Source organism: Micromonospora sp. ZG13 (assembly GCF_059359355.1).
Window position 1 is genome coordinate 531676 of record NZ_JCADBQ010000002.1, and the last position, 24869, is coordinate 556544.

The following is a 24869-nucleotide window of genomic DNA, read 5'->3' on the forward strand; positions in this document are numbered from 1 at the left end:
CGACGCCGTCCGGCACTCGGGCGAACGGCCGCCCAACCTTTCGCGGGCCCGGTGCGTCTCACTTGTGACACACGACGGCCGGCCGGAGGGAGGGCGGATGGGACCGCCGACGACCGACGACGGGCGCGACGGCTACGTCACCTTCGTCGAGTGCCACCAGCACCGGCTGCTGCGCGCGGCCTACCTGGTCTGCGGCAACCGGCACCAGGCCGAGGACCTGCTCCAGGAGGCCCTGCTCAAGCTGGCCCTGTGCTGGCCCGTCGTGCGGCAGGGCGACCCGGCCGCGTACGTGCGGACCATCCTCTACCGCGACGCCGTCTCCTGGTGGCGACGGCGCCGCCGGGAGTGGCTGAGCGCGTACCCGCCGGAGCGGGCGACGGCCGAGGGCGACGGGACGCTGCGGCTCGCGCTGCGCGACGCGCTCGGTCACCTGCCGCCCCGGCAGCGGGCCGTGCTCGTGCTGCGCTACTTCGAGGACCTCACCGAGGCCGCCACCGCCGAGGCGCTCGGCGTCACCGTCGGCACCGTCAAGAGCCAGTGCCACGCCGCGCTGCGCCGGCTCCGCGAGGTGGCACCCGAGTTGGCGCGCGACGAGGGTCGCTCCGGCGACCTGGTCACCGGCATGGAGGTGAACCCGTGAGGGAAGAGGATCTGCACCGGCTGCTCACCGTCGCCGCCGAGGACGTCCGGCCGGCGCATCCGGCGGCTACCGGCTGGGAACGGGCCCGCCGGGTGCGTCGCGCCCGCCGCGCCGCCGGCGCCACCGCGCTCGCGGTCGCCCTGCTCACCGGCGGTACGGCACTCGCCCTGCGCCCCGCCGACCGGCCACCACCGGCCACCACCGCGACACCGCACCGGAACCCGACCCCGCACCCCGTACCCGTGCAGACGCCCCCGGCCGACCTGGCCTATCCCGGGCACCCGCTGGGCCGCCTCGGCGACCCGGTCGGCGCGACGCTCTCGGCCCGCCCGGTACGCAAGGCGCTGGCGCTGCACCAGCCGGTCGACCCCGAGACCGGCGCCGCCGGCCGGATCCGGGTGCTCGGCGACGACGGCGTCGTACGCGACCTCGACGTGGTCACCCCCGCCCCGACCCGCGACGCCGGGGGCAACGAGGCGGTACCGCTGAAGAGCGGGAGCCTCTCCCCGGACGGGCGGACCGCCGCCTTCGCCCAGACCGACGAGGTGATCGTGGTCGACCTGACCACCGCCGCCGTGCGCCGCCACCCGCTCAAGGGCTACCTGGAGCACGTCCTCTGGTCCGGCGACCGGCTGCTCGTCGGCGACGACGACACCACGTACGAGCTGGACCGGGCCACCGGAACCGCCCGGAAAGTGCCGGTGTCGCCCTGGAACGTCGTCGCGCCCGACCCGACGGCCCCGCCGAACGTCCTGCTCGAACTGGGTGGCACGCCGCCTGACCTGACGGCGGTCCGGTGGAGCGACGACGAGACGCACCGCAGCTACGGCGCGGTCGACTTCCGCGCGCTGCCACCCGGTCACCGGGTCGACGAGTTCTACGGGCGTGGCTGGCAGCGCGGAGACCGGGTGGCTCGCGCCGGCTGGATCACCACGGACACGATGGGCGGGCTGGAGGGCGTCGCGCTGCTGAACGCCCGGACGCGCGTGGTGACTCACCTGCTCGACCTGGGCCGGGACCGCTGGAAGGGCTGCTGCGAGGTGCTCGGCTGGGACTCCGACGGCGCGGTACTGCTGCGCCACAACCCGGGCGGGCTGCTGCGCTGGCGGCCGGAGACCCGCGAGATCACGGGCGTGACACGGAACCTGTTCGGGGCGGTGTCGCTCGCCGCCGGTTGAGCGGGCGGCCGGCAAGCGCCGGGCCGGGAGGTCGACGACGGTCCTGCCGTCGTACGACAGCGGGGTCGGTCCCCGCGCGACCGCGACGGGCGCGCGGGGACCGGCCGACGCGTCAGCCCGCCAGGCCGCCGGGCTGGTCGCCCTTCACGACGGGGGCCCGGACCAGGTTGCCCCACTCGGTCCACGAGCCGTCGTAGTTGCGCACCTGCGGGTAGCCCAGCAGGTGCCGCAGCACGAACCAGGTGTGGCTCGACCGCTCGCCGATGCGGCAGTAGGCCACGATGTCGTCGTCCGGGCTCAGCCCGAGCTGGTCGGCGTAGATCGCGCGCAGCTCGTCCGCCGACTTGAACGTGCCGTCGTCGTTGGCGGCGGACTTCCACGGCTTGCTGACCGCCCCCGGGATGTGCCCGCCGCGCAGCGCGCCCTCCTGCGGGTAGTCCGGCATGTGCAGCATCTCGCCGGTGTACTCGCCCGGCGACCGGACGTCGACCAGCGGGCGGCCCGCCGCCACGTGCGCCATGACCTGCTCGCGGTACGCCCGCACCGGCGCGTCGTTGCGCTGCGGCACCGGATAGTCGGCGTGCGGCCGGGCCGGCTTGTCGCGGGTCAGCTCGCGCCCCTCGGCGACCCACTTCTGCCGCCCGCCGTCGAGCAGCCGCACGTCCGGGTGGCCGAAGAGGGTGAACACCCACAGGGCGTACGCGGCCCACCAGTTGAAGTTGTCGCCGTAGAAGACGACCGTGTCGCCCCGGCCGATGCCCTTGGCGGCGCACAGCTCGGCGAAGCTCTTCGCGTCGAGGTAGTCGCGGGTGACCTGGTCGTTCAGCTCGGTGTGCCAGTCCACCTTCACGGCACCCGGGATGTGGCCGGTGTCGTAGAGCAGCACGTCCTCGTCGCACTCGACCACGACGAGGCCCTCGTCGCCCAAATGCTCGGCCAACCATTCGGTGGTGACCAACCGCTGCGGGTCCGCGTACGACTGGAGTCGGGGATCGGGATCGCTCGGCACAGACATGATCCCCAAGGTACGCCGCATCGCGGGCCGGCGGCCGGTCATCGGCAAGCGGCGTCGCCCGACGGTCAGGCGCGGCGGTGGGCGATCCGGCCGGCGACCACGGTCACCAGGCAGGCGCCGTCGGCGTCGACGACCGCCAGGTCGGCGCGCCCGCCGGGTGCCAGCGTCGGCGGTGCGGGGGCCGGCAGCACCAGGAGGTCGCTGCGCTCCACGGCGGCCCGCAGCGCCGGATCGGTCAGGTGACCGGCCAACACGGCGGTCACCCCGACGCGCAGCAGCGCGTGCACCCGCTCGCGGGGAGTGTCGGCGACCGGCAGCGGCCCGTCGTGCAGCAGCCCCGGCCCGAGCGTGCCGGGCCAGCGGCGGATCCGGGCTTCGGCGTACGCCTCGGTCAGCTCGGCCAGCGGGCCGACCGCGACGATCCGGTCGGCCCGGACCGCGACGGCGGCCCCGGCGACGGGTGCGGCGTCGGGCGCGGTCCGCAGCAGCGGCGCGGCGTGCAGGGTGAGCACGACTCAGTCGGCGATCGGGTCGAGCGACGGGCGCTTGGCGGTGACCGTGTCGCCGGAGGAGCGGCCGGTGAGGCGGCGCTTGATCCACGGCGCCAGGTGCCGCCCCGCCCAGCGCAGGTCGGCGGCGCGGGCGGCCAGCCAGGGCGTGGGCGCCGGATGCGGCGGCACCATCAGCCAATCCTCGTCGCAGCCGACGCCCAGCGCGGTGAGCACCTGCGCGGCGACCCGACGGTGCCCGACCTCCGACAGGTGCAGCCGGTCGGTGCTCCAGAGCATCGGGTTCAGGTACGCGTCGTCGGCGTACAGGTCGACCAGGATCGCGCCGTGGCGCTCGGCGGTCTCGCCGACGGCCCGGTTGAGCAGCTGCACCCGGGGCGCGACGAGCCGCTGACCGGGCAGCCGGGCCATCACGTCGGCGAACCGGAAGAGGACCACGTCGGCGCCGCCGGAGCGCAGCCTGCGCACCACGTCGTCGAAGCGGGTCACCAGGGCGTCCGGGTCGAACGTGCGGCGCAGCACGTCGTTGCCGCCGGCGGCGAAGCTGATCAGGTCGGGCTTCATGGCGAGCGCCGCCGGCACCTGCTCGGCCACCACGCCGGGGAAGAGCCGGCCCCGGATGGCCAGGTTCGCGTAGCGGAAGTCGGGGCCGGTCTCGGCGGCCAGCCGGGTGGCCACCAGGTCCGCCCAGCCCCGGTAGCTGCCGTCCGGGTACGCGTCGTCCATGCCCTCGGTGAAGCTGTCCCCGACCGCCACGTAACTGCGCCAGCGCACCTGATCATCCCTCCGACGTGCGGCGGGGAAGGGCGCCTCGTCATCACTTCCGGTGGAGGAAGGGGCCCTTCCCGACGCGGGACAGTCTTCACCAGGAGGGCCGGTGCCGGGGGGCACCGACGGACAAACGTGGCGGAGGTCATCGTGGAGGGCGGGGCCTGATCTTCGCTCCGCTCGGGATCATGGAGTTCGATGGCGCTGTCGGCCATCCGTCGGAGCGTTCCATTTGCGGGAACTGCCGGCCGGCCGGCACCGTCCGGTCAGGTGGATGGGGGCGCCAGCAGGTGCGCCGCGGTCCCCGGTGTGCGAGCCTCGTCCAAGCCCTTTTTACGAGGTCACACCACTTGTCACCGCCGGATCACCCTCTGCACCGCAGACGGCGACGCCGCCCGTACGTCCTGGGAGAAACACCGTGCCGAACCTCGACCTGGCACTGAAGACCGCGATGAGCATCGACGGCGCGATCGGCGCCGCACTCGTCGACTACAACAGCGGGATGACCCTCGGCGTGGCAGGCGGAACCGGGGAGATCGACCTGACCGTCGCCGCCGCCGGCAACACCGATGTCGTCCGCGCCAAGCTGCGCACCATCGAGATGCTCAACCTGAACGACGAGATCGAGGACATCCTCATCACCCTCGGCACCCAGTACCACCTGATCCGCCCGGTGACCAGCCGCACCGGCAAGGGGCTCTTCCTCTACCTGATGGTGAGCAAGAGCCGCGCCAACCTGGCGATGGCACGCCACCAGCTGCGCAGCATCGAGGAGAGCCTGGAGCTGTGAGCGGGATCGACGACACCGAGACTCCCCTGCCGCGCCGTACCGCACGCGGCACGGGAACCCTCCCGCCGCCTCGACCGTTGCCCCCGTCGCTCGCCGGGAGCGCGTCGCTGCCGTACCCGGCGATCGGGCACGAGCTGTCGGAGCTGCGACTACAGATCCCGGGGGTGCACGGCTGCGTCCTCGGCGGCGTGGACGGTCTGCTCATCACCCACAACCTGCAGACCGACGTCGACCCGAGCGACCTGGCGGCGCTCGCCGCCACCACGTACGGGCTGGGCCGACAGGTCGGGCTCCGGCTGGGGCAGGGCGACTTCCAGCAGTCCACCGTCCGCAACGCCAGCGGCTACCTGAGCGTCTACGCGGTCAGCTCGCAGGCGCTGCTCGCCGTGGTCGGTGAGGACACCATCAACGTGGCCCGGCTGCACCTGCACGCCCCGGCGGTGGCCAGGCGGCTCGCCGCCCTGCTGGATCAGGTCACGTCCCCCGCTGGCGACAGGTCTTGACGGTCAGCGGTTGTTCCCGATCGCGGTGGCATTCCGCCGCCGGAGACGGGCAACCGCTGAGCCGGCTGGACGGAACGTAGTCACCACGGCCCAAGTGCCCGGGATCAGGGGAGGGGTCGGCATGATCTGTGCGAGTACCGCCGCGCCGATCATATTCACCGACGCCGCTTACGGCATGGCCACCTTTACCGCACCGCTTCGGCCGGACCGACGCCAGCACCGGTGGCCGTCAACGCCCGGGCCGGGCCGCGAGACATCCATTAGGATGTCGACGGCCCACGGACACGGAACCGTCCATGGCGTCGGCGCTGTCGATTCCGCCTGGAGGGCGCGATGCGGTACTCACCCCCGGCTCTAGCTCCACAACTCCGTGACGATGTCCGGGCACAGGCCGCCTATCTCCTGGCGGACGGATTCACCGAGCTTCCCGAGGGTGGATTGGAGAGCAAGCTCGCCAGGGGCGTGCCCCTGCGGGTGAAGTTCGGCGTCGACCCGACCGCCGTCTCGGTCACCTGGGGCTGGTCGGTCCCGCTGCGCCGGCTACGCCGGTTCCAGGAATTGGGCCACACGGCGGTCTTGGTGATCGGGGATTTCACCGCCCAGGTGGGCGACCCGTCCGGCAAGTCGGCCACCCGTCGCCGGCTCTCCGCCGACGAGGTGGAGACCTACGTCGCCGCCTGCACGGACGCGTTGCTCCGAATCCTCGACCCGGAACGGCTGGAGATCCGGCGCAATTCGGAGTGGTTGGGCGCCATGCAGATGCCGGACGTGCTCGAACTCGCCGCCAGCGTCACCGTCGCGCAACTGCTGGAACGGGCCGATTTCCACAAGCGGTTCGTGGAACACCGCCCGATCTCGTTGATCGAATTCCTCTACCCGCTGTTGCAGGGCCACGACTCGGTCGCGGTCGAGGCGGATGTCGAGCTGGGCGGGATCGACCAGCAGTTCAACTTCGTCCTGGCCCGGTCCCTGCAACAACGCGCCGGTCAGGACCCGCAGTCCTGCGTGTGCGCTCCACTGCTGGTCGGCACCGACGGCGCGCGCAAGATGAGCCAGAGCTACGGCAACTACATCGGCGTCTCCGAACCGCCCCAGGAGATCTTCGGCAAGGCGATGTCGATCCCGGACAGTGCGATGCCGGACTACGTACGGCTGGCCCTCGATCTGCCGACGGCCGAGAAGAACCGGCTGCTGGAGGAGTTCGGCGGAGTCAAGCTCAAGCGGACCCTGGCCCGCTCCATGGTCGAGATGTTCCACGGCCCGGAAGCCGCCCAGCAGGCCGAGCAGGAGTTCGACCGCCGATTCGTACACCGCCAGGCGCCCGAGGACATCCCGGAGTCGAGCACCACGGAGGCGTACCTGCCGAAGATCCTCGTCGAACTGGGTTGGGCCACGTCGCAGAATGACGCGCGTCGCTCAATCAAGGGCAACGGGGTCCGGATCGACGGTACGACCGTGACCGACGAACAGCAGACTCTGCAACCGGGCACCTTCGTCCTGCAACTGGGCAAGCGCCGCTTCCATCGGATCACCGTCAAGTAGTCGCACCGCCCCGCGAGCCGGGGGCGGCGGAAGTCGTTTCGACGGCCCGCGGAGGCTCCGGACATTTGTCCTCATCAGGGTGCCGCCCGAACTGTTCGGTCAAGGACAGGTGGCATGACGGACTATCGGGACTCGGGTAGCGTGCTTGCGACGCGCACCGGCGTAGCGGGACGCAACATCTCACACGGGGGTGGATCATGCACGTCACACACGTCATGGTTGGCTTCAGCGGCCAGCTTCTCACCGATCTCGATCGACTGCTTCCCGCCAATTCGGTAATGGTCATCGAGGAACCGGAAATCAGCGCCATCCGCGATGTTCCCGCGCTCCTGGCGGGTCACCCGTGCGTGGCCTCGTTCGTCACCGCGCCCACCCAGGCGGAGGGCACCCCCGAACGGCTGGTCGAGGCGATCGAGCGACCGGCTCAGGTGTCCGCGGTGCTCCCGAGCACCGAGTACGGCGTCGTCGGGGCGAGCGCGTTGGCGCAGGCATGGGGTCTGCCCGGTGCCGGGCTCGCCGCCGCCACGGTGTTGCGGGACAAGGCCCGGCTGCGGACGGTGGCCGCCGGGGCGGGAATTCCTCAACCCGACTGGATCCTGGCGGACGGCCCGGAGGATCTGTCGGCGTTCCGTCAACGGCACGGTGGTCGGTGCGTGTTGAAGCCCACCACTCTCCAGGCGAGCATCGGCGTGCAGCGGCTTGCGGAGTCCGCCGACTCCGCGCAAGCCTGGGCGATCTCCGCCGGCGCGGACGAGGTGGAACGCCGCGCCCGGTACGCGGCCGGCGGACGGATCCTCGTCGAACGGTGGCTGACCGGCTCCGAGGTCAGCGTCGAGTGCCTGGTCCACGAGGGTCAGATCGGTTTCTTCAACGTCACCGCCAAGACCGTGCAGGACGGCCGGTTCCCCGTGGAGATGGCCCACGTCGCGCCCGCACCACTGCCGGCCGAACTCATCGATCGGCTACGGCTGAGCGTCGAGGAGCTGATCGGCGCGACGCAGTTCCGTACCGGGGTGTTGCATTCCGAGTGGATCATCGAAGCCGGGGTGCCGCATCTGGTCGAGTGCGCTGGCCGGCTTCCCGGTGACTACATCGATCAGCTGTTGGACTTCGCCTACGGTGGCAGCCTCGTCGCCCGGCTGCTGGAGGTGCTCGCCGGCGGCAAGACGGAGGCTCCCGCGGCGGAGCAGGGCGCGGCGGTCCGTTTCCTCGGCGCCTCGCCGGGTCGGGTCAGCGCCATCACCGGGGTCGACCAGGCCCGCGAGCGGCCGGGCGTGCTCCGCGTCGCGATGACGGTCGACGTCGGCGATGTCATCGCTCCCATCACCGACTCCAACAAGCGTTGCGGCTATGTGATCGCCCGCGGCGCCGACGGCGCGGCGGCCGCCGCCCTCGCCGACGAGGTGGCCCGGGGCATCCAGATCCAGGTAGAGGGCACATGAGCTTGGGGACCCGGCTACGTGCCAGTCTGCCGACCCAGCCTGCGGTCAGGCTCTTCACCCTGGCCTCGCTCCTGGACGCCGTCGGCACCGGCCTCTACATGGCGACCGCGGTCATCCTCTTCCTCCGCGTGCTCGAGCTGAGCCCGCAGCAGATCGGCCTCAGCTTCACCATCGCCGGGATCGTCCGCTTCGCCAGTGTCCCGCTCGGCGCGCTCGGCGACCGGTTGAGTGTCCGGACCGCCCTGATCGGGCTCTACACGTGGCGCGCCGGCTGTTTCGTCACGCTGGCCTTCGTCGACGGTTGGCTCGCCCTCACCCTGGTGCTGGCCGCCGCAGCCTTCGCGGAGGGCCCGTCCGGCCCGCTCACGCAGGCTGCGGTCGCCGGGCTCAGCAGCCCCGAGCAGCGGGTACAGGCGATGGCGGTGGTCCGCACGGTCCGCAACCTCGGCTTCGCGGTCGGCGGCGGGATCGGTGCGGCGCTGCTGATCGATCCGGGCCGGTTCGCGCTGGTGGCCGCGGTCCTCGGCAACGCGCTCACCTTCGTCGTGGCCGCCCTGTTGTTGCTTCGGATCGGTGCCTTCGGCGCCACCGCGCCGAAGTCGACCTCGGTCACCGCCGGCATCCGCCGGGCGGCGCGGAACGTCCGCTACATGGGACTGGCAGGGATCTGTGGTTTCCTCAGCATCCACATGACCCTGCTGGCGGTCGGCATACCCGTCTGGCTCGCGACCTCAGCGGCGGTGCCCACGTGGACCCTGCCGCTGCTGATCGTGCTGAACACCGTGCTGGCCATCCTGCTGCAGGTGCCGCTGACCAACATGACCGCCGGCCGGGGAGTCCTCTCGGTACGGCTCGCCGGAGCCGCACTGGCCGCCTGCTGTGTGCTGCTGGCCGTGGTGACGAAGGTGCCGACCCCGGTGGCGGTCGCCTTGGCGGTGGCCGGCATCGTGCTGCTGACCCTCGGCGAGATCTGGCACGCGACCGGCGAGTGGGAGTTGGCCTACGACGGCGCGCCGGAGGAACACCGCAGTTCCCACCTGGCCCTCTTCTCGCTCGGTACGGCCACTCAGGAGATGGTCGGCCCGATCATCCTGACCGGGATCGTGCTGACCGCCGGTGTCCCGGGCTGGCTCGGACTGGCCGCCCTGCTGCTGCTCGCCGGTCTGGCGTCCGGCTGGTTCCGGCTCACGCCGGGGTCGGGCCCGGCCGGTCGAACAGCCGAGACTCGCACTCCAGATAACGGCGAGCCAGTTCCCGGTGCCCCGCTGCGGACAGATGCAGACCATCCGGAAACAGTGCCGGGTCGTCCAGCAGGTCAGTTGTAGCCACCTGGTGCAGCGCCGCGTCACCTCGGCGGCGGCGCAGTTCGACGACCTGTGCCAACTGGGCACGGATCTCGGCCAGGGCCAGTCCGTGTTCCGGTTGGGTCGCCTCGTGGGCCGGGCTCAGGAGCGGGGGTACGACAACGACCGGAGCCGCCGGCTGGTGCAGCCGGATGCGGTCGAGGAAGCCGTGCACCGCCGGCGCGAACGTCCGGCCGGTGAACGAGCCGGCCAGGTGCACGTTGATGCCGATCTCCAGGGTTATCACCTCGACCGGGAGTTCCCCGATCGCGGCGGCCACCTGTGGGTCGAGATGCGCGCCGCCGTCGTAGCCGAGACAGTACGACCGTCGCCCGGCGGCTCTGGCGGCCAGCGCCGTCCATGTCCGGGCCGGGCTCAGCCCGACTCCGTGCGTGAGACTGCTGCCGTAGACGGCCCAGCCCGGCTGTCGGTCCGGCGGGAGTGGATCGACCCGCGCCCCCCGGTCCACCTCCACCGAGATGATCCGTAGGGCCGGGGCGGTCGGCAGCCACACCTCGAGGCCCGCCGTGGTCCCGTCGAGGCCGCCGAACTCGATCTCGCCGCTCGGCGGCATGGCGCGGGTCGTCCGAAGCTCGCCGTCGACGGCCAGGTCGCAGAGTGGAACCACTCGGGGATGCGGGCCGGGAACCGACTCGCTGGCGGCGAGCCGGAGCCGGAGCCGGGTGGTGTCGCAGCGCAGCCGCAGCCGCACTCCGGCGGGGCAGGCCCCGGGCCCGAGCAGGGACGGGTGGTAGAGGTCGAGGTCGCGGTGCTGGAGCCGCCATGGTTGCAGGCCCCCCGGACCGTGCCGGGTACTGACCGCGCCGACAATCTCCAGCCGGTCGTCGGTCAGAGCCAGCCGGCGCCACCCGCTGCCGGCCGATGGCGGCGGCTCCAGCCGCACCGCGCCGCCGGTCACGCGTCCGTCAGTGCCGGCAGCACCTCGGCAGCGAACAGGGTCAGGTTCTCCCTGGCCTCGTCGACCGGCATGCCGCCGTAGCTGAACTCACCGATGAACTGGCCGATGTCGAACCGCTCACCCAGGCGGGCGAGTTTGTCGACACACTCCTGCGGCGTGCCGACCACATGCTTGGCCATGAACTGCGAGACGGCGTCGGTCGTCTCCTCCGGATCCGGGTCGGCCGGGGACAGGATCTGGTGGGGGCGGGCCCGGTAGTGGCGGGCGAGTGACTCGACCATTGGCGTCATGTACCGGCGGGCCCGATCGAAGGCCCGCCGCCGATCCGTGTCCACGCAGACGTAGAGATGGGCGCTTGACGGTCCGGGCTGGTGCCCGTTGGTCGCCGCGGCATCCCGGTACGCCCGCAGCAACCCGTCGGTGAATTCCTCGTCGGTCTCCGGCGAGAAGATCAGACGGAGTCCGGCGGCACCGACCAGGGTCGCCGACGCGGAGCTGTGCGCGGCACCGTGGAAGCCGCGCTCGGGCTGGTGCAGCGGCCGGGGCCGGATGGACAGCCCGGCGCAGTGGTAGAACTTCCCGGCATAGTGCAACGGGTCCTCGGTGAGGGCGCGTCGCAGGAAGTCGATGCCCTCGGCCAGCCGGGCATGTCCTTCCTGTGGATCCACCCCGAACCCCGCGTACTCGATCTCACTGCGGCCACGACCGAATCCGATGGTCGTCCGGCCGCCGGAGAGGATGTCCAGGACGCTGATCTCCTCCGCCACCCGCAGCGGGTCGTGCCAGGGTAGGACGAGGATCGCCGTACCGAGTTCGATCCGGGTGGTGCGGGCGGCGACGTACGCCAGCAACTGCAGCGGGTTCGGCACCGGTGAGTGGCCGGTGAAGTGGTGTTCCACGGTCCAGATCGAGTGGAAGCCCAGTGGCTCGGCCAGATCTGCCAGGGCCAGCGAGTCCCGGTAGACCTCGTGATCGGGGCGGTTGCCGGGGTTCATCAACGCCAGACCCATGCCCAGCCTCATAACTGGCCTCCCAGTGTCGCGATAGGTGGAGATGGAGAGTAGGTGGTCACCCGGCCGACTGACCGGCCGGCCGGGAGCCGGCGGCGGCGACCTCGGCGAGCAGGCGGGATCGGATGTGCAGGATCAGGCGCTGGAGCGCGGAGCAGTAGACGCTCGGATTGTCGAGCCCCTGACTCTCGGAGTACCGGTGCGAGACGTGCCCGCCCCGACAGACCTTGACCAGGGCGCAGGCACGGCAGGTGGGACCGAGTCGGGCGATCTCGGCCCGTAGCGGCAACAGCCGCTGGTCGGCCGCCACCACGTCGAGGTCGTCCCGGGCGATGTCGTAACCCAGTTTGGACGCGCCGTCGAAGGCCGTCTTGAGCGTGTCGTCCAACTCCAGCGTGCCGTCGGTCTCCATGACCAGGTACTGGCGGTCGGAGTCGCCGGCGCCGTGCCCCAGCAGTGCCAGCATGATGTCGTCGAAGATGCGTACCCGCATCGGCTCGGCCAGCGACATGACGTGGTCGTAGCAGGCACGTAGCCAGTCGGCGTACTCGTCGACACCACGCACGGGCGGGTTGTCGTGGTTGTTCAGCGGTAGCAGGAAGTCGACCATCGGCGGGCGGAAGGTGGCCAGGTAGTCCACCACCGCACGCGGGTCGGAGGTCGGGTCCACGACGCAGAGGATGCCGGCGAAGATCCGGTCGTACGGCGGCGCCGAGATCTCCTTGAGCTTCTCCGCGACCCGCGCGCCGGTCGGCTGCCCGCGCAGGTCGAGGCGGTACCGATCGTTGATCTCGGGAGGCCCGTCGAGGCTGACGTACAGGGCGATGCCGCGCTCGATCAGCAGGTCGCCGATCGCCGGCTCGAACAGCAACGCGTTCGTCTGCGCCGCTGTGCTGACCGCGACTCCGCTGCCGGCGAAGCTCTCGGTGATGGCCGAGTGGATCAGCTCCAGGTGTCGGCGGCCACCGAGGAACGGCTCGCCGCCGTGGAAGTTGATGTCCACGCGATCCAAGCCGTGCTGTACGGCGTGGTCGCGGATCCGCACCGCCGCGGTCCGGGCGACCTCCTCGCTCATCAGCCGAGGCTGTTGCCGCCAGGACTCGTCGCCGAGGTTGTAGACGTAGCAGTAGGTGCAATTGAGATTGCACCTACTGGCGATCTTCCAGACGTAGGTGTCAAAAGGCATGGTTCTCCTCCCGGCTTCCGCAGGACGAGGGTGATTGCGGACAGGGATTCGTCTATCGCCCGTGCTACCTCGGGGATGCGATCACCCGCACAGGCCACCAACGCGGCCCGGCCGCCGACCTGCGCGGACGGCAACAACCATTGCCCGGACTCGGCCAACGGGTCGAGGCGCATCACCTCGCGGGGCAACCGTTCCTCGTCGACCACCAGGGCTTCGAATTCGCCCGGCTGGTCCGGATAGACGAACCGGACGGCGGCCGCGCCAAGGCTCCGCGAGGTCAGGTCGGGCCGCCGGCCGAGTGCCACCTCGGCCACGATCACCGCCGGTCGCAGGCCGGTGGCGAGCCCACCCAACTGGGGAATCAGGTCACCACCCAGCCGCGAGTTGATCTCTACCAGTTCTGGGCCGTTCCGGGTCAGCCGCCACTCGGTGTGGGTCCACCCCTGATCGAAGCCCACCCCGGCGTGCACGTCGCGCAGCCGGCTCAAGAGTTGTTCGTCGCGAAGCAGGGCGTCCCCCGCCTCCACCCAGTGCCCGGTCTCCTCGAAGAAGGGCGGAGGCCCCAGCTCCTTGTGGGCGACGAACAACGGATGTACGACACCGTCGAAGCACACGCTGTCCACGCTGATCTCGGGACCGTCCAGGTAGGTCTCCAGGACCAACGGCTCGGCCAGGTCGACCCGGACTCCAGGCAACCGCGCGCCGAGCACGTCCGGAAAGACGCGGACCAACTCGTCGGGAGAGCGGACCAGCATCGGACCGACGCTGCCGGCCAGTGCCCGCGGTTTGAGCACCGCCGGATACCCGGTCTGCGACGCTGCCGCCAGCGCCTGGTCGATGCCGGACACCGGCACCGACGCCGGCATCGGCATGCCGTACTCGGACAGCGCCCGCCGGGTCAGATACTTGTCACGGCACACTCTCACCGCCTCCGGGCTGGGACCCGGCAGGCCGAGCGCCCGGGCGGCCCGGGCGGTGGGGTACGCGCTCAGCTCGTCCCAGCTGATCAACGCGTCGACCCCGGCCGCGCCGGCGGCCCGGATCAGCTGCTCCTCGTCGTACGGATCGATGGTCGACTGACCGACCACGTAGCGATCCACCCAGTTCCGCCGCTGGTCGTCGAACGCCCAGACGTCGAACTCCCCCGCCAACGACCTGAGCAGGTACTCCCGCTGAGCCTGCCCCATCGGGCTCACCACCCCGACCAGTGGGCGCGCGTTCATCCTCGATCAACCCCCGCGGTCAACGCCGACGGCGCGCTGCCGTCCTCGACCCGGCGCAGCCAATCGGTCAATTCGTCCAGTCCATCCGTCCAGCACTGTAGCGAATGGACACCCACACCGAGCTTGCGTAAAAGTTCGGGCACCGGAGCCGAACCGCCGGCCCGCAGCGCGTCGATCAGATCACCGGCGTGCCCCGCCGCCGAGAGGTGCCGGGCGGCCGAGAACGCGAGCAACTGCCCTCCGACGTAGCTGTACAGATAGCCGGGCGCATCGACGAAGTGCGGGATCAGCGCCCATCCGTGCCGGTACGTCCCGGGCAGGTCGACCGCGTCTCCGTACAGCTCGGAAAGGCATCCCGACCACATCCGATCGAGGCGGTCCGCGTCGAGTCGACCGTTCGCCCGCACCACCTCGTGCACCTGCTGCTCGAACCGCCAGAGCGCCCGTAGCCGGAAGATCGTCGAGACCGCCCGGTCGAGCAGCCAGTTGGTGATCGCCCCCGACTGGCCCGGTGCCGCACCGCTGCGCACCGCGTACTGGACGACGACGGTTTCCGCCAACAGGGCGATCGTCTCGGCGAAGAGTTCCGGCACCTGGTAGTGATGGATTCCGGCCGCTCGGGCGAGCATGCCGTGCACCCCGTGACCGAGTTCGTGCGCCAGGGTGACCAGATCCTCGACACCGCCGTGCCAGCTCAGCATCACGTACGGGTGCACGGACGGCACGGTGAAGGCGCAGTGGCCGCCGGACCGCCGGCCGTCCTCGGCGCCCACGTCGATCCAGCCCTGCTCGAAGAAGTCGGCGGCGGTACGCCCCAGGAGGGGATCGAGGTCCCCGAAGGCGGCGAGCACCAGGTCCCGGCCGCTGGCCCAGCTCAGCGGTTCCCCGGCGGACGGACCGACCGGCGCCGACCGGTCGTACTCGGTGAGCCGGTCGACGCCGATCAGCCGCGCCCTGTGCCGGTACCAGCGCCGAGCCACGTCGTAGCGCGCGTCGACCGCCCGGCCCAGGGCGTCGACGGCGCTGTCCGGCAGGTCGTTGGCGCTGTTCCGGGCGCTCAACCAGTGTCCGCGCCGGCGCAACCGGTCACTGGCCGCCGCGTGCCGTACCACCGCCGTGAGCACCGTGGCCCGCACCTCGGCGGTGTCGGACAGGGCAGCGGAGATTGCCGTGCCGGCGGCGTGACGCCGGGACCTCAGGCCGGACGCGAGCTCGTTCTGCGCCGCGTCGATCGGTAGCTCCACTTCGCCGACCTCGACGCGCAGCGTGGACACGAGCTGGTGGTGCAGCTGGCGCATGGCGTCGATCCCGGACGAGGCCATTTCGGCCAGGACCCGCTCGGCCTCCTCCCCGAGCCGGGCACCCGCCTCGACCCGCAGCCTCCGCAGCAGTTCCCGGCAGCCGGCCAGCTCCGGCTCCGCCAACAACGACTCGGCCCGGTCCGCCGGCAGCCCGCACCACTCATGGTCGAAGAACGCCAACCGGGACTCGATCTCGCGCGCCCGGTCCTGGACGGCGGCGCATCGGGCCCGCGAACCGGCATCCGCCGGGGCCACCATCAGCGGTAGCTCGACCAGAGCGCGAGCCCGCCCGATCAGATCGTCCACCGTCGCCCGGTGGGCCATGAACCGGGCTATCCGCGTCGCGTCAGCCGTCCAGTCCTGGTCCGGTCTGGCAACCAACTCCGCCGCGTGCCCGCTGGCCCGGTCCAGCAGGTCGTCCGGTCCCATCCGGTGCTCGCCCACCAGGGTCAGGTCCGTCAGATCCCAGTGGAGCGGGCCGTCGGCCGCGTCGTCCACCTCGCTCATCGGCAAGCCTCGGGCAACGGCGAGCCGACCAGCTGGAACGACACGCCGGCAGCCCGGGCCGCCTCGGCGTCGCACGCGGAGTCGCCGACGAACAACGCGGCGGGGACCGGGGTGTCCAGCAGCCGGCAGGCCAGCAGCAACCCTTCGGGGTGCGGCTTGGGTTGCTGGACGTCATCGACGGTGACCACGACGTCGGGCGTCAGCGCGCACCGCCGCAGTGCGAGATCGGTGAACGCCCGCGAGGAGTTGGTCACCACCGCGACCCGACCCCCCTGGCGTTGGATGGAGCGGGCCCGGTCGACCGTCTCCGCACGCGGGGCGATTGATCCGGCGTACGCCGTCATCCGCGCGTCGTAGTGCCGGGTCACCTGCTCAACGGTCCAGTCGGGAAAGAACTCCGCCTGGTCCTCGCGCCCGCTCTGCCCCCAACTGCGGGCCAGGGCGTCGGCGTCGATCTCCCGATGGCCGGACGCCCTGGCGCAGTCGTTCATCAGCACCAGCCAGAACGCGAAGCTGTCCACCAGGACACCGTCGAGGTCGAAGATGACAGCCGTCACGAGAGCCACGCGGCATGGTCGTAACGGCTGTTCGACAACTCGTCGTTGAAGCAGCGGGTCCGCAACAGCAGCCGGCGGTCGTCCGTGAAATCGGTCCGCGCGTGCAGCATCTTCCGGTTCATCAGCACGAGCGCTTCCCCGGCCTCCAGCCGGTAGCGGTACGGGGTGGTGCCGGAGACCGCGTCGAACAGTGCTCCGATCGCCGCGCGCTGTTCCTTCGTCGGCGGCCTGCCGGAGACCTCGCCGGCATCCTGCAGCGAGCCGAGCCGGAACCGGATTCCGTCGCCCGGGAAGAGGATCGGCGCCCGGAGCACCCTCGGCGGATTGCGCAGTTTGCCGCCGAAGAGGAACTGGTCGCGGCCGAGTTCCTCGATCAGGGCGGCACCGCCGGCGGTGGCCCCGATCGTCCGCCGCAGCTCGTCCGCCGGCCAGAACAGGCTCTCCCCACCCTCCTCGGCCGGACGCACACACCACAACAGGACGACGTCCTCGGGCCTCGGCTTCGAGCTCTCGTCGGAGTGGGCCTCACACTCGCCGAGCGAGAAGGTCGGATCCGCGCTGCCCGGTTCGGTGGGCGCGACCATGTCGACGAACACGTTGCTGGTCTCGCTGAACCGGTTGCTGTCCGAGATCCGGCCGAACAGTCCGGTGAGCCGGCGGATGTAGGCACCCCGTTGCGGATCGTCGAGGGTTTCGAAGCCGGTGCCCCGCAGCACGAAGCCGAACGGCGTCCGGTCCAGGGCCGCCAGCCCCTCGCGCTCGGCCCGCCGGTAGTTCGCGGGCACCGTCCCACCGGCCTGGAAGATCTCGATGTCGTGGCGGTCGGCGGCCACGTCGACGATCGGTACCTCGCGGTTCTCCGGCATCACTGCCGCCGGAGGGTGGCCGCGACGTCGTCGATCGCCGTGGCGATCTGATCGACGTCGGACTTGGTGTAACGCTCGTTCCAGGGCAGCACCACCACGCTGGCCCGACCGGCCAGGGTGCCCGGGTACCGCTCCGGCGAGTAGTCCAGAGCCTCCGGTCGGGCCAGGGTGAACGGGTACCGGCTGGTGCCGAACGTCCGCTGATGGGCGATCACGCTCCAGGTCCAGGCTGGCCGCTGGTAGCCGGGTGCCGATCCGACACCCCGCTCGGCGAGTCCCGCGCCGAACGCCGCGCCGCCTCCGTCGAGCACCGCTGGGTCCACCTGGAGCGGGATCTTCCAGTACGAGTGCTGCGCCCCGGGCAGCGGGCCGGGCACCGAGACACCGGCGACCCCGTCCAGGGCCGCGACCAGGCGAGCGGCGTTCTCCCGACGTGCCCGGACCACCTCGGGCAGCTTCTCGAGCTGCGCGACCCCGACGGCACCCTGCAGCTCCGTCATCCGGTAGTTCATCGCCAGGAAGTGGTGCTCGGGCTCCGGATCGGAGTAGATGCGCGCCTTGTTCACGAACTGGTGGGCTCGGGCGACGAGCTGCGCGTCGGCACCGCACACCAGACCACCCTCGCCGGTGGTGATGTGCTTGGTCTGCTGCAGGCTGAAGCAGGCGAGGTCGCCGAGGGTGCCCACCGGCTGGCCCGCCGTCTCGGCGCCGAAGGCCTGGGCGCAGTCCTCCAGCACGTACAGGTTGTGCTGCCGGGCCACCGCGAGGATGCCGGAGACATCGGCCGGATTCCCGAAGAGGTGGGTCACGATCACCGCTCTGGTCTGCGGGGTGATCCGCGCCGCCACCGAGTCGGCGGTGATGTTGAGGGTGTACGGGTCGACGTCGGCGAAGACCGGGATGCATCCCTGCCACAGCACCGGCGCCACCCCGCCGACATCCGTCAACGGCGAGACGATGACCTCGTCTCCCGGTTCGAGATCGAGGGCCGCCACCGCCGTGTGTACCGCGGCGCTTCCCGAGTTGCAGGCGATCGCGCTGCGGCCATGGCCGAGCAGCTCGCCGAAGGCCTTCTCGAAACGGGCGGTCTGGGTGCCGCGCGTGGAGTTGAGCACGCCACTCGCGATGACCTCACCAAGCAGCGCCAGTTCCTCGGCGCCGAGCGTCCGACCGCTGGTGTCCTGGTCGGAGGGGAGCGAAGTCACCGTGCCTCCTCGGAACTGACCGCCGGACCGGTCGCCTCCGCCGGCGCCCCGGACGCGGCGGCCTGGACCACGTAGGTCTCGTGGTACGCCCGCATGGTCTCCTGCAGCGTCGTACGCAGGCTCTTGCGCGGGGTCCAGCCGAGCAGCGCCTTGGCCTTCTCGATGCTGGGCATACGACGGTCGCAGTCCTCGTAGCCCGCCCCGTAGAAGTCGGCCGCGGAGACGTCGTGGATGGGATGTTCGAGATACGTCTTGTCGTCGGTGATCTCGGCGTACACCGTCCGCATGAGTTCCGCCAGCTCGCGAACCGTCACCTCGTTGTCCGGATTGCCCACGTTGAAGAACTGGTTCTGGGAGCGTTCCGGCTGCTGCAGGACGGCCATGACAGCGTCCATGGCGTCGTCAATGGAGACGATCGTGCGACGCGCCCAGCCGCCGTCGACGAGTTGCAGCGGCTTGCGGTCGATCAGGGCCGCCATGAAGGAGGCCAACACCCGCGGCACGCCGTCACCGTCGTGGCCGGGGAGGTAGTCCATCCTGGGCCCGAAGAAGTTGAGCGGGCGGATGACGGTGAACGGCATCCCGCGCTCCCGGTGATACGCGTAGACCAGCCGCTCCACCACCTGCTTGGCGGCCGCGTACGTCCACCGTTGATTCCGGATCGGCCCCATGATGAGGGGAGTCTCGTCCTCCTTCAGGACGTACAGATCCGGATCGTCGAAGGACTCGTCGGGCAGGTAGCTCGAGATCGTCCGCCCATAGATCTCGCTGGTCGAGAAGTGGATCAGCCACTTCCGCTGCTCGGCGCACATCCGCAGGACCGGCTGGAGGTCGAAGAGGTTGGCGTCGAGGACGCGAAGCGGCTCGGTGTTGTATTCGGCGGGGTTGCAGATCGCTGCGAGATTGATCACCACGTCAGCGGACGCGACCTGTTCCTCGAGTCGCTGACGGGCGTACGTCGAGCCGATGTTCGACTCTTCGAAATTCAGCGCCGGATTACCCAGGTGATGCTCGATCTTCCGATGTTCGAGATCCCACCCGAAGATCTTGTTGCCCGGTTCTCTCAGAAGTCGATCCAGCAGATGACTACCTATATATCCGCCACATCCGAGAATCACGATGTTACCAATTGGCATGAGCGGACACCCCCTAGCCGAAAATGGTTCAGCAAAAGAAGATCTCAGGGTGGATGGGGTCGTAAACGAATCCATCCACCCTGAGATACGACGACCGAGCCGACGTTACGAGGACATCGTGTGCTCGGCGATCGAGCCCTTCGGCGGCGAGGTGTAGGTGCCACCGAGGTGGCTGGCCAGCCGATTGGTCACCGCGTGGTTGATGAGGTCCTTCAGGGAGTTGTTCTCCAGGCTGCTGATGTCGCTGATGCTGATTTCTTCGATGTCAGCAACAGTCAGCGCCTGAACTGCGTTGTACCACTCGTCGGGAGCCACTTTGGCTTCGATGTCTCGGACCACCTGAGGAAGCATGCCAGTCCCTTCGGGAGATCGGTTGGTTTCGACACGTTAACACCGGCCAAGGAAACGCGTCAATGCCACGTCTGCGAATCCCCACAGCTCAGATTCGCACGCTTTTGGTCCGTTATGCGAGCGACCGCCGACGATGATGTATAATCACTGAGCGGAACGGAGAGAGGCAGACCAGTTGCGTGGTTGCCCGACGATCCTCGTCAATATCGGACACCGTGACCGACTCCGGCTCGGCCGGCCGCACCTGGGCGCGTGGACGGTGGACGCGCCGGCGACGACCGGCCACGAGATGCCGTGGTCGCGGGCCACCTGCGCGATCGTGGGGGCCGGCGGGCGGCAGGCTGATTCGGTCGTCGGGAACAAATCGGATCGCTGGTTGCCGGCCCCCGCCGTACGCTGCGCCAATGCTGCTACGCATGTCGACCCTGCTGCTCCGGACCCTGCGCGAGGACCCGGCGGACGCGGAGGTGCCGAGCCACCGGCTCCTGCTGCGCGCCGGCTACGTCCGTCGCGCCGCCCCGGGCGGCTACACCTGGCTGCCGCTGGGCAAGCTGGTGCTGGACCGGGTCACCGAGGTGGTCCGACAGGAGATGGCGGCGATCGGCGACCAGGAGGTGCACTTCCCGGCGCTGCTGCCGGCCGAGCCCTACCGGACCAGCGGCCGGTGGACGGAGTACGGCGACGACATCTTCACCCTCGCCGACCGGCGCGGCGCGGAGCACCTGCTCGCGCCCACCCACGAGGAACTGGCCGCGCTGCTGGTCAAGGACCTGTTCAGCTCCTACCGGGACTTCCCGGTGACGCTCTTCCAGATCCAGACGAAGTTCCGCGACGAGGCCCGGCCCCGGGCCGGCCTGCTGCGCGGGCGCGAGTTCCTGATGAAGGACGCCTACTCGTTCGACCTCGACGAGGCGGGCCTACAGGCCGCGTACGAGCGGCACCGGGGCGCGTACCGGCGGATCTTCGACCGGCTCGGGCTGGAGCACACGATCGTGCGCGCGACGTCCGGGGCGATGGGCGGCTCGGCGTCGGAGGAGTTCCTGGCGGCCACGCCCGTCGGCGAGGACACCTTCGTCGGCTGCACCGCCTGCGACTACGCGGCCAACACCGAGGCGGTGACCACGCCCGCCCCGCCGGCCGGCGACCCGGACGCGCAGCCGGCGGCCGAGGTGCACGACACCCCCGAGACCCCGACCATCGCCAGCCTGGTCGCCTTGGCCAACGCCCGAAGCCTGCGCGACCGGGCCGACTGGACCGCCGCCGACACCCTGAAGAACGTGGTGCTCGCCCTGCGCCGCCCCGGCGCGGAGACCACCGAGCTGCTGGTGGTCGGGCTACCCGGCGACCGCGAGGTCGACCTGAAGCGGCTCGGCGCGGCCGTCGCCCCGGCCACGGTGGACGTCTTCGACGGCTGGGACGACCACCCCGAGTTGGTCCGGGGCTACCTCGGCCCGCAGGTCATGGCGAAGCTCGGCATCCGCTACCTGGTCGACCCCCGGGTGGTGCCGGGCAGTGCGTGGCTGACCGGCGCGAACGAGCCGGGCCGGCACGCGACGGGGGTGGTCTGCGGCCGGGACTTCGTCCCGGACGGCACGATCGAGGCGGCCGAGGTGCGCCCCGGCGACCCCTGCCCGGCGTGCGGCACCGGCGAGCTGACCATACGGCGCGGCATCGAGATCGGACACATCTTCCAGCTCGGTCGCCGCTACACCGACGCGTTCGCCGTCGACGTGCTCGGCCCCGCCGGCAAGCCGGTCCGGCCGACCATGGGCTGCTACGGGATCGGGGTGTCCCGCGCGGTCGCCGCGATCGCCGAACAACACCACGACGAGCGGGGGCTGGTCTGGCCGGAGGCGGTCGCGCCGTGCGACGTACACCTGGTGGCCGCCGGGAAGGGGCCGCAGCTGGAGGCGGCGCTGGAGCTCGGCCGGCGGCTCGCCGCAGCCGGCCTGCGGGTGCTCGTCGACGACCGGACGCACGTCTCCGCCGGGGTGAAGTTCACCGACGCCGAGCTGATCGGCATCCCGCGCGCCGTCGTGGTCGGCCGCCGTCTCGCCGAGGGGTACGTGGAGCTGCGCGACCGGGCGTCCGGCGAGCGCGACGAACTGCCGGTCGACGAGGTGGCTGACCGACTCGTCGAACGGGTACACCGGGAGCGCGGGAGCGTGGTGTAGCGAACGTGTCACGGGGTACCGCAGTCCGATCGGCGCAAGTGTTCTGGAGGCTCTCATGACCGGTTACCGGGTCAGCGACGTGATGACGAAGCAGGTCATCTACCTGCCCGCCGAGACCAACCTGGACGAGGCGGCCCGGGTGATGAAGGAGGCGGACATCGGCGACGTGGTGGTGACCGACGGCGCCACCCTCGCCGGCATGCTCACCGACCGGGACATCGTCGTACGGGCGGTGGCCGAGCGCAGCGACCCGGCCACCACCACGATCGGCTCGATCATCACCCGTGAGGTGGTGATGATCGAGCAGCACTCGACCGCGGCCGAGGCGGCGGCCCTGATGCGGGAGCGGGGCATCCGGCGGGTGCTGGTCTGCGACAGCGAGCGCAAGCTGGTCGGCATCGTCTCCCTCGGCGACCTCGCGATGCAGCTCGACCCCCAGTCGGCGCTGAGCGAGATAAGCGAGCAGGCGCCCACCGTCTGAGGTGTACGGAAGGGCCCTTCCCCAGGTTCCCGGTAGCGGAGGGGTCCCTTCCCGACGGCGGTAGCCTCGGGGCATGTCATCCATGCCGGCCAGGCTTTCCGAGATCGTCGACGAGTTCGCCGCCGCGCCCCGCGACGTGGTGCTGGAGATGCTGCTGGAGTACGCCGACGTCGTCCCGCCGCTGCCCGCCGGCTCCGCCGACCGGGAGGGCATGGAGCAGGTGCCGGAATGTCAGACGGCGTTCTTCCTGCGCGCCCGGGTGACTCCGGAGAAGACGGTGGAGACCCTCTTCGACTGCCCGCCGGAGGCGCCGACCACGCGCGCGTTCGCCGGCATCCTCGCCGAGGGGCTGGCCGGGGCGAGCGCGGACGAGGTGCTCGCCGTGCCCGACGACCTCTACCAGCGGATGGGGTTGGCCCAGGCGATCAGCCCGCTGCGGGTGCGCGGCGGCACGGCCATCCTGGCCCGGCTCAAGCGCCAGGTCCGGGAACAGACCAGCTAGACGGAGGGTTGTCACCCGACATGGAGATCGAGATCTACGCCGACGTCGTGTGCCCCTGGTGCTACATCGGCAAGCGGCGGCTGGAGCAGGCCCTGGAGTCGTACGACGGTGAGGTGACCGTCCGCTACCGGCCGTTCCAGCTCGATCCGTCGCCGATGGCGCAGCCGCGTCCCCTGGTGGAGGCGATGGCCGCGAAGTTCGGCGGGCCGGACCGGGTCCGGCAGATGTTCGGTCAGGTGACGGAGGTGGCGGCCCAGGTCGGCCTGAAGCTCGACTTCGACCGCGCGGTCGCCGCGAACACCTTCGACGCGCACCGCCTGGTCGCCTGGGCCACCGACCGGAGGCGCGCCGCCGAGATGGTCGACGCGCTCTACCGTGCCCACTTCACCGACGGCGTCGACGTGGGCTCCCGGGACGCGCTCGCCGGGCTCGCCGCCGAGGTGGGCCTGGACGCCACCGAGGCCCGCCGCTTCCTCGACTCCGACGAGCGGGTGGCGGAACTCTCCGACGAGCTGGCCACCGCCCGGCAGATCGGGGTGACCAGCGTGCCCACCTTCGTGCTGGCCGGCCGGTACGCGGTCACCGGCGCCCAGGAGCCGGAGACGCTCCTCGCCGCCCTGGCCGAGGTGGGCCGCCGCGAGGCCGCAGCCGGCTGAGCCGGCCCGCAGGCGACGACGGCGGGGTCGACCACCGGCCACTTACATCGACGCGCGCGATGTTTCACGTGCAACGGTATCGACGTCGGTGAACGGTCAGGCCGGCCTGGCCAGCCCCTCCACCACGCGCGCGCCGGGCAGGGCGCCGAGCGCCGGCCCGGGCAGCGCGATCTTGCTGTGCCGTACGCCCGACCCGATGATCACGTGCGGGGCGGCGATGACGCGCGCGTCGACGAGGATCGGCCACTGCTCGGGCAGCCCGATCGGGGTGATGCCGCCGTACTCCATTCCGGTCAGCTCCACCGCCTCGGCCATCGGCGCGAAGCTCGCCTTCCGCACGTCGAGCGCGCGCCGGGCCACGCCGTTGACGTCGACGCGGGTGGTGGCGAGCACGACGCAGGCCGCGTAGCGCACGACCCCCTCACGCTTGCCGGCCACCACGACGCAGTTGGCCGACTCATCCAGCCCCACCTCGTACGCGGCGCAGAAGGCGGCGGTGTCGGCCAGCTCGGCGTCGATCGGCGCCACCAGCACGTCGTCCACGTCCACCGGCGCCTCGGCGGGCCACTGCCCGACGGCGGCGGCGACCGGCGGCGCCAGCAGGTCGAGCCGGCTGCGGGCAGGTTCGGTCTTCAGCGTCCCCATCACGCCTGCGATCCTCGCACCCGGCCACACCCGGGCCGCCGGCACACCGTCGACGGCCGGAAACGTCGGCGGCAGGGGGTCACCCCTATCGATCCGGAGACGGGTGCCGGCGGCGTGTGGGGGCCGGCGATGCCGGGTACCGGCGCCGACATGAGTGATCTTCCGCTGCACATCCTGACCGACGCCGGCTTCACCACCGACGAGGCGAACTCCATCGTCGACCACCTCCTGAAGGGTGTGGACACCCACGACGGCAGGGGCGAGACCGACCGGATCGACGTCGAGGCGCTCCCCCCGGAGAAGAAGGCCGCCATCGACAAGTTCAACCTCGCCGTGGCCGCCGACTTCTAGCCACCCGGCGCACCGGCCCCGTCCCGGACCACCGGGACGGGGCCGGCCGGGCCAGCCGCCGCCCAGTTG

At 71.0% G+C, this 24869-nt stretch carries 25 protein-coding genes and 1 pseudogene; 12 read left to right on the forward strand and 14 right to left on the reverse strand.

The genetic code is table 11. The features are described from left to right. Nucleotides 1–97: 97 nt before the first annotated feature. Both AC5L34_RS06360 and AC5L34_RS06365 read left to right on the forward strand, forming a co-directional pair. A complete protein-coding gene (locus AC5L34_RS06360) occupies nucleotides 98–640 on the forward strand; it encodes a SigE family RNA polymerase sigma factor (RefSeq protein WP_441173864.1) in 543 nt (180 codons plus the stop codon). After that, nucleotides 637–1818, forward strand: coding sequence for a hypothetical protein (locus AC5L34_RS06365; protein WP_441173865.1), 1182 nt, complete (start codon nucleotides 637–639; stop codon nucleotides 1816–1818). The genes AC5L34_RS06360 and AC5L34_RS06365 overlap by 4 nt, the downstream gene beginning before the upstream one ends. 112 nt (nucleotides 1819–1930) lie before the next feature. On the opposite strand, the gene AC5L34_RS06370 is transcribed toward AC5L34_RS06365, so the two are convergent. From AC5L34_RS06370 to AC5L34_RS06380, 3 genes are all read right to left on the reverse strand, one after another. After that, a complete protein-coding gene (locus tag AC5L34_RS06370; protein WP_441173866.1) occupies nucleotides 1931–2833 on the reverse strand; it encodes a sulfurtransferase in 903 nt (300 codons plus the stop codon). Nucleotides 2834–2898: 65 nt separating this feature from the next. Then, nucleotides 2899–3345, reverse strand: coding sequence for an imidazolonepropionase-like domain-containing protein (locus AC5L34_RS06375; RefSeq protein ID WP_441173867.1), 447 nt, complete (start codon nucleotides 3343–3345; stop codon nucleotides 2899–2901). Between the two features lie 3 nt (nucleotides 3346–3348). Then, nucleotides 3349–4116: an SGNH/GDSL hydrolase family protein gene (locus AC5L34_RS06380; protein ID WP_441173868.1), complete on the reverse strand. Its 768-nt coding sequence runs from the start codon at nucleotides 4114–4116 to the stop codon at nucleotides 3349–3351. Nucleotides 4117–4528: 412 nt separating this feature from the next. On the opposite strand from AC5L34_RS06380, the gene AC5L34_RS06385 reads away from it, so the two are divergent. From AC5L34_RS06385 to AC5L34_RS06405, 5 genes and pseudogenes are all read left to right on the forward strand, one after another. Further along, on the forward strand, nucleotides 4529–4900 hold the full coding sequence (locus tag AC5L34_RS06385) for a hypothetical protein (RefSeq protein ID WP_132235405.1): 372 nt from the start codon (nucleotides 4529–4531) through the stop codon (nucleotides 4898–4900). After that, a complete protein-coding gene (locus tag AC5L34_RS06390; protein WP_441173869.1) occupies nucleotides 4897–5403 on the forward strand; it encodes a roadblock/LC7 domain-containing protein in 507 nt (168 codons plus the stop codon). The genes AC5L34_RS06385 and AC5L34_RS06390 overlap by 4 nt, the downstream gene beginning before the upstream one ends. 438 nt (nucleotides 5404–5841) lie before the next feature. Then, the gene (gene tyrS, locus AC5L34_RS06395) at nucleotides 5842–6945 is read left to right on the forward strand and encodes a tyrosine--tRNA ligase (protein ID WP_441173870.1); all 1104 of its coding nucleotides are present in this window, start codon (nucleotides 5842–5844) and stop codon (nucleotides 6943–6945) included. 278 nt (nucleotides 6946–7223) lie between these two features. Further along, entirely contained in the window at nucleotides 7224–8387 is a 1164-nt protein-coding gene (locus AC5L34_RS06400) for an ATP-grasp domain-containing protein (RefSeq protein ID WP_441173872.1), read from the forward strand. Continuing rightward, nucleotides 8384–9406: pseudogene (locus AC5L34_RS06405) on the forward strand (MFS transporter); the annotation flags it as partial. The gene AC5L34_RS06400 and the pseudogene AC5L34_RS06405, both read left to right, overlap by 4 nt. A 166-nt stretch (nucleotides 9407–9572) precedes the next feature. On the opposite strand, the gene AC5L34_RS06410 reads toward AC5L34_RS06405, so the two are convergent. The 10 genes from AC5L34_RS06410 to AC5L34_RS06455 form a co-directional block, all read right to left on the reverse strand. Further along, entirely contained in the window at nucleotides 9573–10649 is a 1077-nt protein-coding gene (locus AC5L34_RS06410) for a GDSL-type esterase/lipase family protein (RefSeq protein ID WP_441173873.1), read from the reverse strand. Further along, nucleotides 10646–11659: an LLM class flavin-dependent oxidoreductase gene (locus tag AC5L34_RS06415; protein WP_441173874.1), complete on the reverse strand. Its 1014-nt coding sequence runs from the start codon at nucleotides 11657–11659 to the stop codon at nucleotides 10646–10648. The genes AC5L34_RS06410 and AC5L34_RS06415 overlap by 4 nt, the downstream gene beginning before the upstream one ends. A gap of 58 nt (nucleotides 11660–11717) precedes the next feature. Further along, nucleotides 11718–12845: a radical SAM protein gene (locus tag AC5L34_RS06420; protein WP_441173875.1), complete on the reverse strand. Its 1128-nt coding sequence runs from the start codon at nucleotides 12843–12845 to the stop codon at nucleotides 11718–11720. Further along, complete coding sequence (locus AC5L34_RS06425) at nucleotides 12734–13996, reverse strand: ATP-grasp domain-containing protein (protein ID WP_494824066.1); 1263 nt, start codon at nucleotides 13994–13996, stop codon at nucleotides 12734–12736. The genes AC5L34_RS06420 and AC5L34_RS06425 overlap by 112 nt, the downstream gene beginning before the upstream one ends. 68 nt (nucleotides 13997–14064) lie before the next feature. Further along, on the reverse strand, nucleotides 14065–15876 hold the full coding sequence (locus AC5L34_RS06430) for a M3 family metallopeptidase (RefSeq protein ID WP_441173878.1): 1812 nt from the start codon (nucleotides 15874–15876) through the stop codon (nucleotides 14065–14067). Further along, the gene (locus AC5L34_RS06435; protein WP_494824067.1) at nucleotides 15873–16442 is read right to left on the reverse strand and encodes an HAD family hydrolase; all 570 of its coding nucleotides are present in this window, start codon (nucleotides 16440–16442) and stop codon (nucleotides 15873–15875) included. Before AC5L34_RS06435 ends, AC5L34_RS06430 begins: the two co-directional genes overlap by 4 nt. Continuing rightward, nucleotides 16430–17299, reverse strand: a complete 870-nt coding sequence (locus AC5L34_RS06440; protein ID WP_441173880.1) for a TauD/TfdA family dioxygenase — start codon at nucleotides 17297–17299, stop codon at nucleotides 16430–16432. The genes AC5L34_RS06435 and AC5L34_RS06440 overlap by 13 nt, the downstream gene beginning before the upstream one ends. Continuing rightward, nucleotides 17299–18504, reverse strand: a complete 1206-nt coding sequence (locus tag AC5L34_RS06445) for a DegT/DnrJ/EryC1/StrS family aminotransferase (RefSeq protein ID WP_441173881.1) — start codon at nucleotides 18502–18504, stop codon at nucleotides 17299–17301. The genes AC5L34_RS06440 and AC5L34_RS06445 overlap by 1 nt, the downstream gene beginning before the upstream one ends. Beyond that, on the reverse strand, nucleotides 18501–19640 hold the full coding sequence (locus AC5L34_RS06450) for an NAD-dependent epimerase/dehydratase family protein (RefSeq protein WP_441173882.1): 1140 nt from the start codon (nucleotides 19638–19640) through the stop codon (nucleotides 18501–18503). Before AC5L34_RS06450 ends, AC5L34_RS06445 begins: the two co-directional genes overlap by 4 nt. A gap of 105 nt (nucleotides 19641–19745) precedes the next feature. After that, nucleotides 19746–19979: a hypothetical protein gene (locus AC5L34_RS06455; protein WP_494824070.1), complete on the reverse strand. Its 234-nt coding sequence runs from the start codon at nucleotides 19977–19979 to the stop codon at nucleotides 19746–19748. 416 nt (nucleotides 19980–20395) lie between these two features. Between AC5L34_RS06455 and AC5L34_RS06460 the strand changes: the two genes are divergently transcribed. The 4 genes from AC5L34_RS06460 (at nucleotide 20396) to AC5L34_RS06475 (ending at nucleotide 23804) form a co-directional block, all read left to right on the forward strand. After that, the gene (locus AC5L34_RS06460) at nucleotides 20396–22165 is read left to right on the forward strand and encodes a proline--tRNA ligase (protein WP_494824071.1); all 1770 of its coding nucleotides are present in this window, start codon (nucleotides 20396–20398) and stop codon (nucleotides 22163–22165) included. 55 nt (nucleotides 22166–22220) lie between these two features. Further along, the gene (locus tag AC5L34_RS06465) at nucleotides 22221–22646 is read left to right on the forward strand and encodes a CBS domain-containing protein (RefSeq protein ID WP_089002765.1); all 426 of its coding nucleotides are present in this window, start codon (nucleotides 22221–22223) and stop codon (nucleotides 22644–22646) included. A gap of 73 nt (nucleotides 22647–22719) precedes the next feature. After that, entirely contained in the window at nucleotides 22720–23148 is a 429-nt protein-coding gene (locus AC5L34_RS06470) for a SufE family protein (RefSeq protein WP_357866730.1), read from the forward strand. Nucleotides 23149–23168: 20 nt separating this feature from the next. Then, nucleotides 23169–23804 (forward strand): DsbA family oxidoreductase, encoded by a 636-nt coding sequence (locus AC5L34_RS06475; protein ID WP_494824073.1) that lies wholly within the window; start codon nucleotides 23169–23171, stop codon nucleotides 23802–23804. Between the two features lie 96 nt (nucleotides 23805–23900). Here AC5L34_RS06475 and AC5L34_RS06480 read toward each other — a convergent pair whose 3' ends face one another. Then, complete coding sequence (locus tag AC5L34_RS06480; RefSeq protein WP_151452791.1) at nucleotides 23901–24449, reverse strand: YbaK/EbsC family protein; 549 nt, start codon at nucleotides 24447–24449, stop codon at nucleotides 23901–23903. A 150-nt stretch (nucleotides 24450–24599) separates the two neighbouring features. Between AC5L34_RS06480 and AC5L34_RS06485 the strand changes: the two genes are divergently transcribed. Continuing rightward, nucleotides 24600–24800, forward strand: a complete 201-nt coding sequence (locus tag AC5L34_RS06485) for a hypothetical protein (RefSeq protein ID WP_144082310.1) — start codon at nucleotides 24600–24602, stop codon at nucleotides 24798–24800. Nucleotides 24801–24869: the final 69 nt, after the last annotated feature.

Coding starts and splice junctions, on each gene's coding strand:
- AC5L34_RS06400 (WP_441173872.1), top strand. CDS start 7,224: ATGGTCATCGAGGAACCGGAAATCAGCGCCATCCGCGATGTTCCCGCG.
- AC5L34_RS06485 (WP_144082310.1), top strand. CDS start 24,600: ATGAGTGATCTTCCGCTGCACATCCTGACCGACGCCGGCTTCACCACC.
- AC5L34_RS06360 (WP_441173864.1), top strand. CDS start 98: ATGGGACCGCCGACGACCGACGACGGGCGCGACGGCTACGTCACCTTC.
- AC5L34_RS06430 (WP_441173878.1), bottom strand. CDS start 15,876: ATGAGCGAGGTGGACGACGCGGCCGACGGCCCGCTCCACTGGGATCTG.
- AC5L34_RS06420 (WP_441173875.1), bottom strand. CDS start 12,845: ATGCCTTTTGACACCTACGTCTGGAAGATCGCCAGTAGGTGCAATCTC.
- AC5L34_RS06440 (WP_441173880.1), bottom strand. CDS start 17,299: ATGCCGGAGAACCGCGAGGTACCGATCGTCGACGTGGCCGCCGACCGC.
- AC5L34_RS06475 (WP_494824073.1), top strand. CDS start 23,169: ATGGAGATCGAGATCTACGCCGACGTCGTGTGCCCCTGGTGCTACATC.
- AC5L34_RS06460 (WP_494824071.1), top strand. CDS start 20,396: ATGCTGCTACGCATGTCGACCCTGCTGCTCCGGACCCTGCGCGAGGAC.
- AC5L34_RS06480 (WP_151452791.1), bottom strand. CDS start 24,449: ATGGGGACGCTGAAGACCGAACCTGCCCGCAGCCGGCTCGACCTGCTG.
- AC5L34_RS06415 (WP_441173874.1), bottom strand. CDS start 11,659: ATGGGTCTGGCGTTGATGAACCCCGGCAACCGCCCCGATCACGAGGTC.
- AC5L34_RS06465 (WP_089002765.1), top strand. CDS start 22,221: ATGACCGGTTACCGGGTCAGCGACGTGATGACGAAGCAGGTCATCTAC.
- AC5L34_RS06450 (WP_441173882.1), bottom strand. CDS start 19,640: ATGCCAATTGGTAACATCGTGATTCTCGGATGTGGCGGATATATAGGT.
- AC5L34_RS06470 (WP_357866730.1), top strand. CDS start 22,720: ATGTCATCCATGCCGGCCAGGCTTTCCGAGATCGTCGACGAGTTCGCC.
- AC5L34_RS06370 (WP_441173866.1), bottom strand. CDS start 2,833: ATGTCTGTGCCGAGCGATCCCGATCCCCGACTCCAGTCGTACGCGGAC.